The organism is Shewanella septentrionalis (assembly GCF_025370265.1).
Lineage (GTDB): Bacteria > Pseudomonadota > Gammaproteobacteria > Enterobacterales > Shewanellaceae > Shewanella > Shewanella hafniensis.
On record NZ_JAMTCC010000024.1, the window covers coordinates 66,232 to 83,028 of the forward strand.

13 protein-coding genes are annotated in these 16,797 nt (G+C 44.0%); 7 read left to right on the top strand and 6 right to left on the bottom strand.

What is annotated here, in order from left to right:
* Positions 1-235: 235 nt before the first annotated feature.
* The 4 genes from cobB (at position 236) to corA (ending at position 3,223) form a co-directional block, all read left to right on the top strand.
* On the top strand, positions 236-967 hold the full coding sequence (gene cobB, locus NE536_RS14610; RefSeq protein ID WP_261273129.1) for a Sir2 family NAD+-dependent deacetylase: 732 nt from the start codon (positions 236-238) through the stop codon (positions 965-967).
* The gene (locus NE536_RS14615; RefSeq protein WP_261273130.1) at positions 964-1,413 is read left to right on the top strand and encodes an ATP-binding protein; all 450 of its coding nucleotides are present in this window, start codon (positions 964-966) and stop codon (positions 1,411-1,413) included. The genes cobB and NE536_RS14615 overlap by 4 nt, the downstream gene beginning before the upstream one ends.
* 364 nt (positions 1,414-1,777) lie before the next feature.
* Positions 1,778-2,149, top strand: a complete 372-nt coding sequence (locus NE536_RS14620) for a hypothetical protein (protein ID WP_261273131.1) — start codon at positions 1,778-1,780, stop codon at positions 2,147-2,149.
* A 126-nt stretch (positions 2,150-2,275) separates the two neighbouring features.
* On the top strand, positions 2,276-3,223 hold the full coding sequence (gene corA, locus NE536_RS14625; RefSeq protein ID WP_006081968.1) for a magnesium/cobalt transporter CorA: 948 nt from the start codon (positions 2,276-2,278) through the stop codon (positions 3,221-3,223).
* A gap of 210 nt (positions 3,224-3,433) precedes the next feature.
* Here corA and NE536_RS14630 read toward each other — a convergent pair whose 3' ends face one another.
* Positions 3,434-4,696, bottom strand: coding sequence for an HD-GYP domain-containing protein (locus NE536_RS14630; protein ID WP_107947881.1), 1,263 nt, complete (start codon positions 4,694-4,696; stop codon positions 3,434-3,436).
* A gap of 118 nt (positions 4,697-4,814) precedes the next feature.
* On the opposite strand from NE536_RS14630, the gene NE536_RS14635 reads away from it, so the two are divergent.
* Positions 4,815-5,510 carry a 2OG-Fe(II) oxygenase gene (locus NE536_RS14635; RefSeq protein ID WP_261273132.1) on the top strand — a complete coding sequence of 232 codons (696 nt, stop codon included), beginning with the start codon at positions 4,815-4,817 and terminating at the stop codon, positions 5,508-5,510.
* Positions 5,511-5,565: 55 nt separating this feature from the next.
* Here the strand turns inward: NE536_RS14635 and NE536_RS14640 are convergent, their stop codons facing one another.
* The 4 genes from NE536_RS14640 to NE536_RS14655 form a co-directional block, all read right to left on the bottom strand.
* Complete coding sequence (locus NE536_RS14640) at positions 5,566-6,915, bottom strand: ATP-binding protein (RefSeq protein WP_106650746.1); 1,350 nt, start codon at positions 6,913-6,915, stop codon at positions 5,566-5,568.
* A complete protein-coding gene (locus NE536_RS14645) occupies positions 6,906-7,580 on the bottom strand; it encodes a response regulator (protein ID WP_261273133.1) in 675 nt (224 codons plus the stop codon). The genes NE536_RS14640 and NE536_RS14645 overlap by 10 nt, the downstream gene beginning before the upstream one ends.
* A 184-nt stretch (positions 7,581-7,764) precedes the next feature.
* Positions 7,765-8,124 (bottom strand): hypothetical protein, encoded by a 360-nt coding sequence (locus NE536_RS14650; RefSeq protein ID WP_259510518.1) that lies wholly within the window; start codon positions 8,122-8,124, stop codon positions 7,765-7,767.
* Positions 8,125-8,334: 210 nt separating this feature from the next.
* Complete coding sequence (locus NE536_RS14655; RefSeq protein ID WP_261273139.1) at positions 8,335-9,657, bottom strand: dicarboxylate/amino acid:cation symporter; 1,323 nt, start codon at positions 9,655-9,657, stop codon at positions 8,335-8,337.
* A 222-nt stretch (positions 9,658-9,879) separates the two neighbouring features.
* On the opposite strand from NE536_RS14655, the gene NE536_RS14660 reads away from it, so the two are divergent.
* Positions 9,880-12,336, top strand: a complete 2,457-nt coding sequence (locus tag NE536_RS14660) for an Ig-like domain-containing protein (RefSeq protein ID WP_261273134.1) — start codon at positions 9,880-9,882, stop codon at positions 12,334-12,336.
* A gap of 126 nt (positions 12,337-12,462) precedes the next feature.
* On the opposite strand, the gene astB is transcribed toward NE536_RS14660, so the two are convergent.
* Positions 12,463-13,797: an N-succinylarginine dihydrolase gene (astB, locus tag NE536_RS14665; protein WP_261273135.1), complete on the bottom strand. Its 1,335-nt coding sequence runs from the start codon at positions 13,795-13,797 to the stop codon at positions 12,463-12,465.
* Between the two features lie 330 nt (positions 13,798-14,127).
* Between astB and topA the strand changes: the two genes are divergently transcribed.
* Positions 14,128-16,770, top strand: a complete 2,643-nt coding sequence (topA, locus tag NE536_RS14670; RefSeq protein ID WP_006081959.1) for a type I DNA topoisomerase — start codon at positions 14,128-14,130, stop codon at positions 16,768-16,770.
* Positions 16,771-16,797: the final 27 nt, after the last annotated feature.

The following is a 16,797-nucleotide window of genomic DNA, read 5'->3' on the forward strand; positions in this document are numbered from 1 at the left end:
CCAATAGGTTCATCCGTGGATAGTGTTTGCCATTATAGGGGCTCAGGTTGAAAACTTAAACCTTTGTTCTGGCTTTATAGCGCGATATGCAGATAAATTGTGTCAATAGGCGTTAAATCACAATATTTTGCGGCAATTCAAGCATAGTTTTTGTATGGTTATACCAAGGAATAATATTCACGGCTGCCAAAGTCAGTAAGAATAATTCAAATAAATAAAATAATAAGGAATCGGCATGTACCAGCAAATTGTGGTGTTAACCGGCGCGGGGATCTCTGCGGAATCGGGACTACGCACCTTTCGCGATCAAGATGGTTTGTGGGAAGAACATCATATTGAAGACGTTGCCACACCTGAAGGGTATGAACGTGATGCTGAACTTGTGGAACGCTTTTACAATAGTCGTTGGCAGCAATTGCACAGTGGTACGGTTGAGCCCAATGCCGCGCACCTTGCCTTGGCAAAGTTAGAGGCAGAATTTCAAGGTCAGTTATTGGTCGTGACCCAGAATATTGATGATCTGCATGAGCGTGCGGGTTCACGTCGATTGCTGCACATGCATGGCGAACTATCCAAAGGCCGTTGTCCGCGTTCGCGTCAGACTTTTATTTTACGTGAGCCTTTTGGTGCCGATAACTGTTGTACCTGCTGTATTCCTGCCCAGCGTTTGCGCCCCCATGTGGTGTGGTTCGGTGAAATGCCCTTAGGGATGGATCGAATTCACGATGCGCTCGATAACTGCGACTTGTTTATTGCCATTGGCACCTCTGGTACTGTTTATCCTGCCGCAGGCTTTGTCGATACCGCTAATCATCACGGCGCGCAAACAGTAGAAGTGAATATGATGGCACCCGATAGACACAGTCAGTTCCAGTATCATCTGACTGGCAAAGCGGGTGAGTTAGTGCCTCAGTTGGTCGAGACTATTTTAGCGGGCCGAGTGATTGGCAGTGAGTCGAACACATGAGTGATAAAATCGCGATAATTATGCGTGGTTTACCGGGCAGTGGTAAGTCACATTGGGTTGAAACTTATATTCTTTCCCTTGCTTTAGAAAAAGCCATTGGCGTGCGCCAACGCGGTGTCTTTTCGACCGATAGCTTTTTCTATCACCAAGATGAATACCGCTTCGATGCCAAGAAGTTGCCTGAGTATCATCAATGTAATCTGACGGGGTTTATTCAGGCACTGTCTTCAGGCGAGCCCGTGGTGATTTGCGACAACACTAATCTGTGCCGCTGGGAATACATGGCCTATGAAGCGGCGGCAAAAGCCTTAGGTTATCAAGTCCGAATTATGCTGATAGGCGAACCGAGCAATCCTGCCCATCAGTTGGAATGCGCAAAACGTAATCGTCATGGCGTGCCTTTGGTGCAAATTCAACGTATGGCAAAGGTATTTGAGGATTTTTAAAATAAGGCGCTTAGTCATCATGAGTGCTGTGACGCTTTTGTCGCAGTAAATCTGATTAGGCCTTTGCCTTTTATTTTACCTATGGCCCGCGATGTTTTCGTCCTGTCATTTTTTGTTCTGTAACAAGGCTGTTGTACGCTGTTTCAAACCACTGCTTTTGCATACTGTTACTCGCCATTTTCCTTATCTCTTTAGCTGTGAGCTTTAAGCTTGATCCCAAAGACAGTTTATCCACTTAAGTCAGCGTATGATGGTCAATGTATAATGCGCGAGCTTATGTGTGGCATTGACGAGTTAATACTCGATTGTAGTTGGCATTATATTAATTATTGCGCGCAGGCTAAGTACATCAAAGGAAGGGGCCATGCTCACTAAAATTTTACTGACAGTCTTAGTCATTGCTGGCGCTTGGTTTTTGCTGATGAAGCGCCAGCGACAAATTGTGCCTCAGGCCGCGAATATCAGCACTAAACGTTTAAATGAACCCCTGTGGCGTCGTTATTTACTCACAGGCGTGTTTGTGGTGCTCGGACTGAGTGTGCTCAGTTATAGTGTTTGGTATTGGCGCGATCAGCACAAAATAGTCACGGTAAGAATCGTGTCACCCAATGCTGACAACAATGGTGAGTATCGCGTGCGTAAGGGAGATATTTCAGATTCTAAAATGGTGACGCTCGATGGCATCCATATTCGCTTTTCGACCCAAGAACGGCTGACGATCATCGAGACCGATTAAGGCATATTTATTTTACTAAATTATCCTTCGCGCCTTTTCATTGCCAACTTATGCGGTAAACTAGCGACAATTTTTTAGCCTGCACTTAAGTGGGATCGTTAACTTAAGTTTTTTTCAGGAGGACAAATGATTACTGCTTATGTGTATGAAAATCGTCACCTTACTGTGACAGAGCTCGGCATACTGGACAGTATTCCCGCATCGACCATTTGGTTAGATCTGTATAAACCCGATGATTCGGAGCGAGAATGGTTAAGTCATTTTTCTGTTGAAGAAGTGCCTGACGAAGAAGATATCAATGAAATTGAGGCCTCGGCACGTTTTTATCAAAACAGCGATGGCCTGCATATCAATTCGTTATTCCCCCAGCGTGTCGGCCAAGATGTGCGTGGCGTTAACGTGTCCTTCAACCTTCGCACCAATTTTTTACTGACAATCCGTGAAGAAGACGTGGGTCTTATCCGCTTGCTGCGTAACTATTTACGTTTGGGCCGGTTAGATGTGTCGACGCCGCAGGAACTGTTTCTCGAATTATTTAATCTGAAAGTGGATTATCTGTCTGACTTAATCGAAGACGTTTACACAGTTCTCGAAAATGTCGGTGAGCAAGTATTTGATAACGATGAGCTTGATGATGTATTTAAGCTTATCACTCTGCAAGAGGACTCCAATGGTAAAATCCGTTTGAGTTTGCTCGATACCCAGCGTTCACTGCGTTATATGCAGCGTTACTATCGTGGCCAGCTATCCGATGAGCACTTGAAGGACTTGCGGGAAATGTTGTCGGATATCGAGTCGCTGATGCCCCACAGTCAATTTATTTTCGATAAATTAAACTTCTTGCTTGATGCGGCCATGGGTTTCAGTGGCCTGCAACAGAACAAAATCATTAAAATCTTCTCGGTTGCCGCTGTGGTGTTTCTGCCACCAACCTTGATTGCCAGTAGTTATGGGATGAACTTTACCAGTATGCCTGAGCTTGAGTGGCAATACGGTTACCCTATGGCGATTGTGATGATGTTAGCCAGTGCCGCCGGTACTTACTTCTTCTTTAAACGTAAACATTGGTTATAAGTTAGCCGCTAGACGCGTTGGTTTTGTCGAATAAAAAAATAAGGGTCGAATATAATATTCGACCCTTATTCTTATCACTGCGATTGTATCACTGTGATTTAATCACTTCACTTGATTTAATGAGCTTTATGCCACGACTCTAACTCTATGACTTTGATTAAATCAGTGCCGCTAGTTATGCACCAATTGTACGGCTACTTGACTCAGCCATTATTTACGACTGTCACCACCAAAGTAGTAACTCACTCGCTCGCGGGGATTCAAGTACTCGTGGACTTTTTCAGGAAGCGCCGCAGGGGGTAAGCAGCGCACTATGCTGATCCCTTCAATCTCTAAATCAACGATAGGCGCTTGATCTTTAGGGACTAACGCATCGTAAACCAATATCTTAGGGCATAGCAATTTAGTTAAGTTAACCGACATCACCATGGCATATTGACCGCTGGATAATTCCACCACACTGCCGGGAGGATAAATGCCGAGCATCTTGATCATCTTGCCAATGTATTCTTGATTAAGCTTAGTTTTGTATTGCTTGTATAAATGTCCCAGAGCGGCATAGGGCATTCTGGCTTTGCCCTGTTGGCTTGGATAACACAGAGAGTCATATTCGTTCACTACCGCAATCAATTGCGAAACTTTATCGAGAGCCTCTTCTTTTAGGCCTTTGGGATAACCACTGCCATCGAGAAACTCATGGTGATTGATGATTGCAGGTAAGGCTGCTTGGGGAAAATTATCGGCTAATTTGAGCAGCTCAATCCCAAGTAACGGATGCTGCTTGATGAAATTAAGCTCTGGCGCCGACCAAGGCGTCGATTTTTTAAGAATTTGGGGTGGAATTTTTAATTTACCCACATCGTGGAATAGGGCACTGAGACCCACAGTTTCAATCTCACTTCTATCCCATTCCAGTTCTTTAGCGATCAGCATAGAAAGAATCGCGACGTTCAAAGAATGGTAATAAATACTTTCGTCTTGCTTGGCATCGCTCATTAAATGTAGCACTAAGTTATCTGAATTAAGCAGCTGTTCGACGATGGAGTGTACTAAATCTTTGGCGTCATCGACCGCATTTAAGGGGCGATTACGCAGCTTAGAGATGAGGCTGCGCATCATGGCTACCGAACGGGTAAAGTTTTGCTCGGTTTTATGAATATCGCGGCGTAATTTTTTTTGCACTTCGATTTGTTCGGCCTTGTACTGATCCATGTCGTTCTTAAGCACATTGATCTCAGCACTTGGCGGTAATTTGATTGGGTTGACTGCGTCAGCATCTATGGGAGCGACATCACTGCGTTCTAAATCGACAATGACATGCTCGATGCCTAGATTTTTAATCAACTCGATTTGTGCAGCTTGTTTAATATGAAAGCTACTGAATAAAAAGGGATGATCTTTCCAAGCCACAGGCAAACGCACAAAGTTGCCGACTTGAAGTTGATGGACTGAGACTTTACAGCTTTTTTTCATATTCTTGTTATCGTGAAGCCTAATGTGAGTTATTTTATCTCAATGATGCTGCTTTACAATTACTTAACTAACATGTCAGCATAGTAAGCCTAGAAAGTAGTCAATCCATTGAGGAAGTATGGACTTTATTGAAGTATACCCTAATGCGTTGCCGAATGACTTGTGTAACCGTCTCATTCTGGCATTTGAGCAACACGCTGGCGTTGTTGATGGACAAACGGGCAATGGCGTTGATTTGGAGAAGAAGATCAGCCGCGATTTGGCTTTAGATAGTTTCGTCGACCTGCAGCCCCTCAGAAACGAACTCTTAGGTTATACCTTAAAGGGCGCAGTAGATTATTTCACAAAGTACTCAATGGCGCTAATGGGCGCGGTCGCAGTGTCTGTGAGTGATGAAGAAGGCCAACCTGTGACGCTAACTCCGACTAATTTTTCGACGCTGGGTGCGCCTAGGGCCGATGGTTTAGTCAAGTATCTGTATCGCAGTGGCAGTATTAATATTCAAAAGTATCAGCAAAATAAAGGCGGTTATCCCCATTGGCATTCGGAGCAATTCCCGCAGAATGGCCACAATGAAGCCTTACATCGCGTCGTACTTTATATGTTTTATTTAAATGATGTGGAAGAGGGCGGTGAAACCGAATTTTATTATCAGCAACGTAAAATTTCGCCGAAAAAAGGCACTATGGTGATAGCGCCTGCGGGATTTACTCATACACATAGGGGAAATAAACCTGTAAGTGGTGACAAATATATTGCCACCTCTTGGATCATGTTTAATCGCGCCGAGCAGTTATATGCGGTGATTGCCTGATAAAGTCCAGCATCCAGATGCTTGTCAATATCTTTGTATTGAGCTATCCCTGCTGTTAAACAGGGATACGGATCCTGAAGAGTGCACCTTCTAAGTGGCTTTCTTCAATCTTTAAACTGCCACCGTAGCTGTGAACAATTTCATCACACACAGCTAATCCGATACCTTGTCCTGGTGACTGAGTATCTGCCCGAACGCCGCGTTGGATAATCTTTTGTCTTAGGTTTTCTTCAACACCCGGGCCATCATCCTCAACGATAAGTTCAAATTCGCCATGCGAATTAATTTGAGCAGAGACATGCACTTGACTGATACATAAGCGGAAAGCGTTTTCCATTAGGTTGCCACACAGTTCCATCAAGTCGCCCTTGTTGCCAGGGAACATTAAGGCGGGAGGAATGTTCGCTGAGAACTGCACTTGCTTATCGCGATAAATTTTAAACAACATTTGCGCTAATTGGTCGACTAAGGGCGCAATCACCGTTTGTTCTTGCTTCAGGCCTTGGCGGCCTAACATAGCGCGTTTTAATTGATATTTGACCAGCTGATCCATCTGGCTGACTTGTTCCATGATTTTTTCGCTCGCCGATTGTTTACTCAAGCTGGCGTCATCTGTGATGGCATGCACAGCGGCTAAGCGGGTCTTTAGGCTGTGTGCTAAGTCATTCATGGCATTTTGATAGCGTTGTTGCTGGGCACTCGATTGTTGCAGCATTTGGTTGAGTGCTTGAGTTACGCCTTCGAGTTCAACAGGATAGCCTTCAGAAAGTGATTTACTCTTACCTTGGTTAATTGATTGCAGTTCATTTTGCATCCGAACTAAGGGGCGCATACCCCAATAGGCGGCGCTAACTAATAGAATTAACGCTAAGGCTAATACCATGGCTAAACGAATATAAGTGCGTTTACTGAACTTACTGTATTCCTGCTCGAGTTTGGCGGCATCTTTGAGGACGAGCAGGTTGTAATGTACGCTGGCAATTTCCACCGCGAGCAAATAGACGAAGTAACCTCTGTCATCGGCCATAGTAAGATAATAGGGCGGGGAGTCGTTGCGAATTTCGTTAAAGCGCTCGCAAGTATCAAATAAGCCACGGTCTACTGCGAGGGATGAAGTCCAAACTTGTTTAAATTTTTCATCGCAACTCGCAATCACATAACGTTCTTGCTTATTATTTTCCTCCAGCCACGCACTGGTATCGGGGATGAGATCGTGCTCCCGCAATTCGGCGGCGACTTGGGGAATTTCGGCAATGAGTTGTGCGGTTTCTTCGTTATAGCTATTTTGCGCATGCAGAATATTCACCATCCATGCGAGACCAAAACCCACTAAGGCAATAATCGATAGCGAGGTGAGAAACATCCGCGTCAGTAGACGTTTCTTAAATTTTAATCTTAGTTGCATGGCAGGTTAAATTTATATCCTTGGCCGCGAATGGTGACGATAGGATTGTCTATCCCATCGCGGGTCAGTTTTTTACGCAGGCGGCTGACCATGACTTCAATCGTATTCGGATCGCCTTCTTTATCGCCATAAATCACATCGAGCAAACGTTGTTTGGCAACCACCTCATGGCAATGACGCATTAAATATTCGAGGATCAAATATTCAAAGGCGGTGACTTCCATGATTTCATCGCTCAAGGTGACTTGTTTAGCGGCGAGATCAAGTTTTAATTCTCCACTGCAAATTACCGGTTTAACAAAGCCTGCACTGCGGCGTACTAAGGCATCTAACCTAGCGACGAGTTCTTCTTTTTGAAAGGGCTTAACTAAATAGTCATCGGCTCCGGCATTTAGGCCTTCGACTTTATCCTGCCAATTGACACGTGCGGTGAGGATTAATATCGGCGCTTTAAGATCGGCTTCTCTGAGTTGTTCAATTAAGCTAATGCCATCTTGATCGGGTAATCCTAAATCGATAATTGCGACATCGATCGGGTAATTTGTGGCTTGATAGAAACCTTCTTTGGCTGTGAGCGCCACTTGAACTTGATTGCCGAGATCGCTTAATTGCACTTTTAAGTGGTGGGATAAAATAGGATCGTCTTCAACAACCAAAATTCTCATAATATACATGCCTTAATGTGGATGAGCTAAGCCTTAGCAAAGCAGTCTACGCAAAATCACACTGATAACCAAATAGAGTCTTAGCATATCTTAGTCGAACTTAACCTTTGCTGACCGAGCGGAACTTGTGGTCAAAATAAGTACTCATTTATTGTTGAATAAGAAAGTATTACAGCAAAAAGTATTAGCGTATCGGTGAATTCCCCCAAGGAGACTTTTGTCTTCTGATCCGCAAAATGCCGTTACCACAGATAATTGCACCTAAGGTAAATAGCATCACCGCCATCATAATAAAAGATAATCTCAACCAAGGCGCTTCTTGCGCTAAACGCATTTGTATCGCTTCAATCGTGGTGACACCCCAGACGGTAAAGACACTCACAAATAATAGAACTTGTAATAAACGCAGTAAGTAAACTGAATTAAAGCATAAAGCTAAGGGGGCTATTGCAAAGGGGATAGCAAAGTTGATTTGTTCATAACGTACAAAGTGGGCACACAATAGCCAGCACGCTATCAGGATCCAAAGACTTCTCCACCACATTTGTTCAACTCCAATTAACGTATCAAAATAGTAAACATAATGTATCTAAAAACAAACTTCCGTACTATTGGCATGTTCACATTTTGCTAATTTTAGAAAAATGAATTGGCATCATTAATGTAAACAAACAGCGCAGGTTTAAGTGTGAACAAAAAATATAAATAAAAACGCCCAACACAGAGGCTGGGCGTGATGGGTATTTAACTAAGGCTAGTTAGATTTATCTGAATGATGAACTTGCTCATCAAAATTTCTAGCAGCCTTACCCGCTTGTGTGTTGTTAAACACTTGCTCGTTAAATTCACCTTCAGATTTCGCAATAATCACTGTTGCGACACAGTCGCCCGTCACGTTAACAGCGGTACGTACCATGTCGAGTAGGCGATCAACACCGATAATCAATGCAATACCTTCAACTGGTAAGCCAACTTGATTCAATACCATGGCCAGCATGATAAGTCCAACACCCGGAACGCCAGCTGTACCAATGGATGCCAATGTTGCTGTCACCACAACGGCGGCATAATCGGTGAGCGAGAGTTCAATGCCAAAAACCTGGGCGATAAATACAGTGGCCACACCTTGCATAATTGCAGTGCCATCCATATTAATGGTCGCACCTAAGGGTAGCGTGAAGGCAGCAATCTTATTATCGACACCTAATCTATGCTCAGAGGCTTCTATGGTAATCGGTAAAGTGGCATTTGAACTTGCTGTTGAGAAGGCAAACAATTGCACATCGCGCATTTTACGAATAAATATGAATGGATTGAGGCCTGAGAAGAGTTTTAGAAGTGTCGGGTAAACAATAAACGCATGGACCAGTAATACACCGAGAACCACGAAGAAATATTTAACTACGCTACCAAAGGTCTCTAAACCGAGCGTTAATGCTAGTTTTGCCATCAGCGCAAACACACCATAAGGTGCCAATTGCATAATCAGTGTCACGACGCGCATGATGACTTCATTTAAATCTTCAAACAAAGCCGCAACACGTTTACCTCGCTCACCAATATGGGCAATCGCAAAGCCAAAAATTACCGCAAAAATAATGATTTGCAGCATATTTCCTTCACTCAATGCCTGCATCGGATTGGTGGGGACTATATTGATAATCACGCTTGAAAGACTGGGCGCTTCTTTGGCAATGTATTCCATTTTTTCTGAAGCGAGTGAAGCGTTCCCAGGATGTATAAGGACTGCACTGACAATCGCAACTACGAGAGCAATTGCGGTGGTGAATAAATAGAAAGCAAGGGTTTTGCCACCTAAACGGCCTAATTTTGAAGGCTCACTCAGTGAGCAAGTGCCACAAACTAATGAAATAAAGACTAAAGGAACAACTAACATTTTTAAGCTGGAGATGAAAATGGTGCCGATAACATGTAAAAAACCTTCGGTAATATAGTCTTTTACGATATCGCTTTCTGGAAAGGCATTGCGGAGTATGAGACCTAAGACAATACCTGTTCCCATACCGATCAGAATTTTGCTTGTAAGGCCGAGTTTATTTTTTATCGAAATTGCCATGGAGAGTCCTGTGTGTTTTTTATACATTCTATTTTTTGGCGCTCACAAGACTAGCAAGAAAACGGCGAAGATGAAATGACAAATGGTGTTAAAATATTTGCGTTTTTTGTGAAATAAAATAAGGTGCTAGTGAGTAAAATGCGTGAAAATTGTGTAATGTTAGCCTATAAGTTATAAGCGTCTAGCTTAAGTATCATCATCAGAGTAACAGGGAGCCTGACAATGAAGTCAGCGTATAAGGTTTTTCTCGCAGGAATATGTTCACTTTTCTTGGTCGCATGTGGCGGCGGAGGCAATATCTCCGACGATGGCACTGGCACTACACCATCAGATAAATATGTCATTAAACTGGGGCTGACAAATTCAAGTGGGCAACCAATTGATGAAGTTTCGAATGCTGCACCAGGAAAGTTAACAGCAACCTTGACGAAAAATTCTTCAGCTTTTAGTGGTGCAAGAATTGTTTTTAGTCTAGAAGGGCAAGGAGTGTTAACTCCTGATAGTGGGGTGACTAATACTGAGGGTAAGGTTTCTATTGATGTCTTGCCTGGTAATATACTTGGTTCTGGTGAAATTACAGCAATTTATACTCCAACAGGAGGTAGTGCTGTTACATCTGATATTTCCTTTAATACTAAAGGTGATGGTGGAGCATCAACAGGCGGTGCGCAGGTATCCTTGATTATGGTGAGTGACCCTGAGTCAAAAACACCCATATCAACAATAACATCACTTTCACCAGGTTATCTTATTGCTAATGTTACAGGTATTTCCAAGCAAACAATTGTTCAATTTTCCAGTACGCGCGGTGAATTACCCATTGATACTGCTATTACTGAGCAAGGTGTTGCTTATGTTCAAATTTTAGCAGGTACTCAGCCAGGTGCTGGTAGTGCGACAGCGACGTTGCTAACGGGAGAAAAATCTGAACAACTAGTGTTTAGTATCGGTGCGACTAATGTGTTTATGGGAAGTGGTTCTCCATTTCAAAATGGTGTTGCATCTGTTGAGCCTTCAGTTGTTTCAGCGGGTGGGACTTCAAGTGTCTCAGTATCTATTCAGGATGACGCAGGAAATCTATTTGCCGATCCAGTTGAAGTTCAATTTACCTCTGTTTGTGCCTTGAAGGCGAATGCTGAAGCAGAATTAAGCACTCCTGTAGTCGCAGTTAACGGTATTGCAACCAGTACTTACTTAGCAAAAGGCTGTGTGGGGGACGACACTATTAATATAAGCGCTAATGTTGGTGGAAAATCTCTTACTGCCAAGGCGACGGTAAATGTCTTACCTGCAAGTGTTGGTAGTATCTTTTTCCTAGAGGCATTACCCGAAGTCATTAGGCTTAAAGGAACCGGTGGGGCAGAAGCCTCAACCGTGAAATTTAAAGTAATGGATAAAAATGGCATTCCGGTTAGTAATCAACGTGTGAATTTCTCGCTTAATACTGAAGTTGGCAATATCACTCTTGATCCTGAGTTTGCTACTACAAATGGTCAGGGAGTTGTTCAAACGGTAGTTAATTCGGGCTCAATATCAACAAGTGTCAGGGTTACTGCAGTGGTTGCTGGCAGTACGCCAGCAATATCAAGTCAATCGAATCAATTAGTTATTTCGACAGGTTTACCTGACCAAGATAGCTTTTCTTTATCGGCATCAAACCTAAGCCCTGAAGGTTGGGAATACGATGGCATTGAGGTTGATGTGACGGCACGATTGGCTGATGCATTCAACAACCCTGTACCCGATGGCACAGCTGTTTCCTTTACCACAGAGGGCGGTGTGATAGCGTCTTCGTGTTTGACAGTTAATGGTGCTTGTTCAGTTAAATGGACAAGCCAAAATCCTCGCCCTACTGGTGATACGTTAGCAATGCAAGGTAAAGAACCTTCGTTAGATGCGGAATTGGGTCAACCTTATGGCGGACGCGTGACGATATTAGCTACGGCTATCGGTGAAGAGTCTTTCCCAGATACTAATAGCAATGGACGTTTTGACGCATCTGAAGTGGCGAATTTTTTAAGCAAAAAGGATGTATCGGGTAATCCATATGACTTAAGTGAAGCGTTTGTCGACCATAATGAAGACCGTACTTTTAACCCAAGTGTAGCTGGTGGTGAAGAGGGAGGGGATGCTGAAGTGTTTACTGATTTTAATAGTAATGGCGTTTATGACCAAGCAGATGGTTTATACAATGGTAGTTTGTGCCAATTGGATGCTAATGGCAGTAAACATGCCGGATGTGCAGCGGGTAATACTTCGCTGAATGTGCGTGCTTCGTTAGTCTTGGTAATGTCGGGTAGTGATGCTATGGCTTCTGTTCCAGTAATTACTGATAGTTGTATTGATGATAAAGCTATAGTTGATGTGTGTGATGGTCTAAACGATAACAATACGATTGACATTATTGGTAAGTCGACTGGTGGCGTAACTATTATTATTGGGGATTTACATAATCAGCCTTTGCCTTCAGGAACAGTCATTACGTTTACCCCCTCAGCTGGTAGCTTAGCAAGTAAAGGCTCTTTCACTATCGCATCTTCAAATGATAACGGGGCAGGAAAGTATAGCGTTCTTATAAAAGGTGCTGACCAACCTGATGCAGGGTCATTAGTGATTGAAGCACTGACTAAAAAAGGTGTTTTAACGCAGATTGCAACGATCCCTGTCGTTATCCACTAGTCTATTGTCTATGAAATAAAATTATCGACAAGTGTTAACGCTATTTAGGACGGGTCAATAATATAAGTTAAAAGCGCACTTAATTGTGCGCTTTTATTGTCTAGTTTTTGGAATTATATTTATTCATTATCGCTGGAACTGATACACGCTACCTAGTTTCATGATTTGCGTGAGCTCATCTAATGCAGTGCGTGATTCGATGATTAGCTGAGGGTCAGCAAGATCTTGAGTGGTTAATCTGTCACGGTAATGTTTGTCTACCCAAAGGTTTAAACGCGAAAATAAGGCATCATTCATTAGAGTGTGTTGATTCACTGCCGCGACTTCCATCTCATTCATGGCGACACGCAAACGCAGGCAGGCGGGGCCGCCGCCGTTTTGCATGCTTTGTTTTACGTCGAAGTAAAGCACTTGCTTAATGGGAGTATTCAGCGTCAGTAGTTCATTCAAATAGGCAAATACTGCCGGATTTTCTTGGCAATCGGTTGGGGCAATAATGGCCATTTCACCAGAAGGAAGCGTAATAATCTGGGTATTGAATAAATAGCTTTTGACGGCGTCGTTAATCGCCACTTTAGCGGTGGGCACTTCAATGAAATACAGTTCGGTATCGAGCTTACGTTTAATTTCATCAATTTTATGTTGGGTATTTAAGAAGGCTTGTTCATGGTAGAACAGCACATTTTGATTACCTACTGCGATAACATCATTATGGAATACACCTTGATCAATGACATCAGGATTCTGCTGGATGAAGACGCAATTATCTTCTTCAAGCTGATGTAAGCGTGCCACCGCCATCGATGCTTCTAAGGTTTGTCTAGCTGGATACTTTTGCGGTTTAGGGGTATTGGGATTGGTGGCTTCTTGCCCATAAACGAACAGCTCTACACCGGCATGGCCGTACTCGTTGCATAGCCTAGTGTGGTTCGCCGCACCTTCATCACCGAAGCTATTATGCTCAGGTAAGTGACTATGGTGATGAAAATAGTGGGGATCACTGAAAGTTGCTGTTAATATGCGCCCCGTTGTGAGGGGCTCGATGCTGCGATGCAGTTTATCGACTAAATTTGCTGGAGTGAAATGCAGTTTGCCGTCACGTGTATCTGCACTGGGTGAGACAGTTGCGGCATTGGCAGTCCACATACTGGATGCACTGCAGCAGGCATTAAGTAGCATAGGCGCTTCTTTAGCAGCCTGTTTTAATACATTGGCGTCAGAGCCGGAAAATCCAATTCGGCGCAATGTGTAGAGGTCTGGACGCTCCTGAGGGGCTAACATGCCTTGAACCATGCCCATATCGGCAAGTGCTTTGGCTTTTTGGAGTCCTTGTTTCGCAGCAGCTTTTGGGTTGGAAACTAAGGCGGCATTGCTGAGAGAGGCGACATTGCCAAAAGACAACCCTGCGTAATTGTGTGTTGGTCCAACGAGTCCATCAAAATTCGCTTCAAAGTGCTTCATTGCTTATCCTTGTGATAGGGAAAGTTATTATTTGTTCATATGGTCCCTGAGGGAACCCAGTATACTGAAGCTTTTCGAGTGCACAAGCGGACGGTTTTGTGCTCAAAGCGACTTTTTCACGATAAATGCATAACTATTTCTTGCTTGCTGGCAAATAATGAAATATTAGTTTTTAATTACGCATATTATATTTTTACATTTTTTCAACTTTGATTAAAAAGTGACTCGCTGGTACATATAAAAGAGGGATTAACTTGAAACTATCAGTACAACCCTCTATATATGGTGCCAATTTCCACCTTCTTGAGATTTTTTGGCGCAAATTAAACTATGGGTAAATCGCTAGTTATTGTCGAATCACCGGCCAAAGCTAAGACTATTAATAAATATCTTGGCAAAGAATTCATCGTTAAATCGAGCGTAGGTCACATCCGTGATCTGCCGACATCATCGACTTCAGAAGGCAATGAAAAGGTTAAATCCGCTGCCGAAGTTAAGAAAATGTCGCCAGAAGAAAAAGCTCAATATAAAAAGGTGAAAGATCAGCAAGCGCTTGTGTCTCGCATGGGCGTAAACCCTGAAAAGGGCTGGGCGGCTAAGTATCAAATTTTGCCTGGCAAAGAAAAGGTTGTTAAAGAGTTACAGGCACTTGCCGATTCTGCCGACCAAATCTATCTCGCAACCGACTTAGACCGTGAGGGAGAAGCTATCGCCTGGCATTTGCAAGAGGTGATTGGCGGTGATCCTTCACGGTATCAACGTGTAGTTTTCAACGAAATTACTAAGTCTGCGATTCAAGACGCTTTTAGCAAGCCGTCGACACTCGACACTAACATGGTTAATGCCCAGCAAGCTCGTCGCTTCTTAGACAGAGTTGTCGGTTTTATGGTGTCGCCACTGCTGTGGAAAAAAGTCGCTCGCGGTTTATCCGCTGGACGAGTGCAGTCGGTTGCCGTTCGCCTAGTGGTTGAACGTGAAAGCGAAATTAAAGCCTTTGTACCGGAAGAGTTTTGGGATGTACATGCAGAGCTGAGTACGCCAGCCCAAGAAGCCTTGCGGATGGAAGTGGTTAAGCATTTAGATGCGGCCTTTAATCCCATTAATGAACAGCAAGCGATGGCGGCGGTTCAAGCGTTATCGGCGGCGAGTTTTACCGTGCTGGCCCGCGAAGACAAAGCGACCCAAAGCAAACCTTCTGCGCCTTTTATTACATCGACATTGCAACAGGCGGCGAGTACGCGCTTAGGTTTCGGTGTGAAGAAGACCATGATGATGGCTCAGCGACTTTATGAAGCTGGTCATATTACTTATATGCGTACCGACTCGACCAATTTGAGTCAAGAAGCCGTTGAAAACTTGCGTGATATGATTGCCAAAGAGTTTGGTGATAAATATCTACCCGCGGAACCCATTCGTTATGGTTCTAAGGAAGGCGCACAAGAGGCTCACGAAGCGATTCGTCCATCGAACGTTCATGTCCAAGCGGCGACCTTATCGGACATGGAGCGTGATGCTCAGCGTCTATATGAGCTGATTTGGCGTCAATTTGTGTCGTGTCAGATGACGCCAGCCCAATATGATGCCACTAAGTTGACAGTCAAAGCGGGTGACTATGAGCTCAAAGCAACGGGACGTACTTTACGTTTTGATGGTTGGACTCGCGTGCAAACAGCACTCAAGAAGAAAAACGAAGAAGACAATACGTTGCCATTTGTGGCACAAGGCGATGTATTAGCGTTAAAAGAGTTGCAACCTAAGCAACACTTTACTAAGCCGCCAGCTCGATACAGCGAAGCCTCTTTAGTTAAAGAATTAGAAAAACGCGGTATTGGCCGCCCATCGACCTACGCAACTATTATTTCAACGATTCAAGATCGGGGTTATGTAAAAGTTGAGAATCGTCGTTTCTATGCCGAAAAAATGGGTGAAATTGTCAGCGAGCGATTAGTCGGCAGTTTTGCGGATTTAATGAGCTATGACTTTACCGCCAGTATGGAGCAAACATTAGACGATGTGGCTCGCGGCGAATTAGATTGGAAAAAAGTGCTCGATGGTTTCTATGCTGACTTTACTAAGCAATTAGAAAAAGCGGAGCTGGATCCCGAAGAAGGTGGCATGCGTCTTAACCAAATGGTGATGACGGATATCAAGTGCCCAACCTGCGGTCGCCCTATGGGTATTCGCACGGGAACGACTGGCGTTTTCCTGGGTTGCTCTGGTTATGAATTACCCCCTAAAGAACGCTGTAAGACGACGATGAACCTCACTCCTGGCGTTGAGGCGATCAGTGAAAACAGTGAAGATGCCGAGACTGATGCGCTGCGTGCTAAGCACCGCTGTGGTATTTGCGGCACAGCAATGGACAGTTACCTAATTGATGAGAAGCGTAAGCTGCACGTCTGTGGTAACAACCCGATTTGTGAAGGCTATGAAGTCGAAGAAGGCCAATTCAAGATCAAAGGCTATGAAGGTCCGCTGATTGAGTGTGATCGCTGTGGCCACGACATGGAACTGAAAAACGGCCGTTTTGGTAAGTATTTTGGTTGTACCAATAGCGAATGTAAAAATACGCGTAAATTACTGAAGAACGGTGAGGCTGCGCCACCAAAAGAAGATCCTATCTATTTGCCTGATCTGAAATGCAGCAAATCGGATGCCCATTTCGTATTACGTGATGGTGCAGCAGGGATCTTCTTAGCGGCCAGTACTTTCCCTAAATCACGGGAAACCCGTGCACCTCTGGTTGAAGAGCTGGTTCAATACCGCGAGCTGCTGTGGCCTAAGTATCAATATTTAGCCGATGCGCCCGTCACTGATGACGAAGGCAATAAAGCTGCGGTGAAGTTTAGCCGTAAGACGAAAGAGCAATACGTTGCGACTGAAGTCGACGGTAAAGCTACTGGTTGGTCAGCCCATTACGTTAATGGCAAGTGGGTGAGTGAGACTACCAAGAAAGCCAAGAAAAGCGCATAGCGGCGGATTGAGTTAGCTTAACGGCAA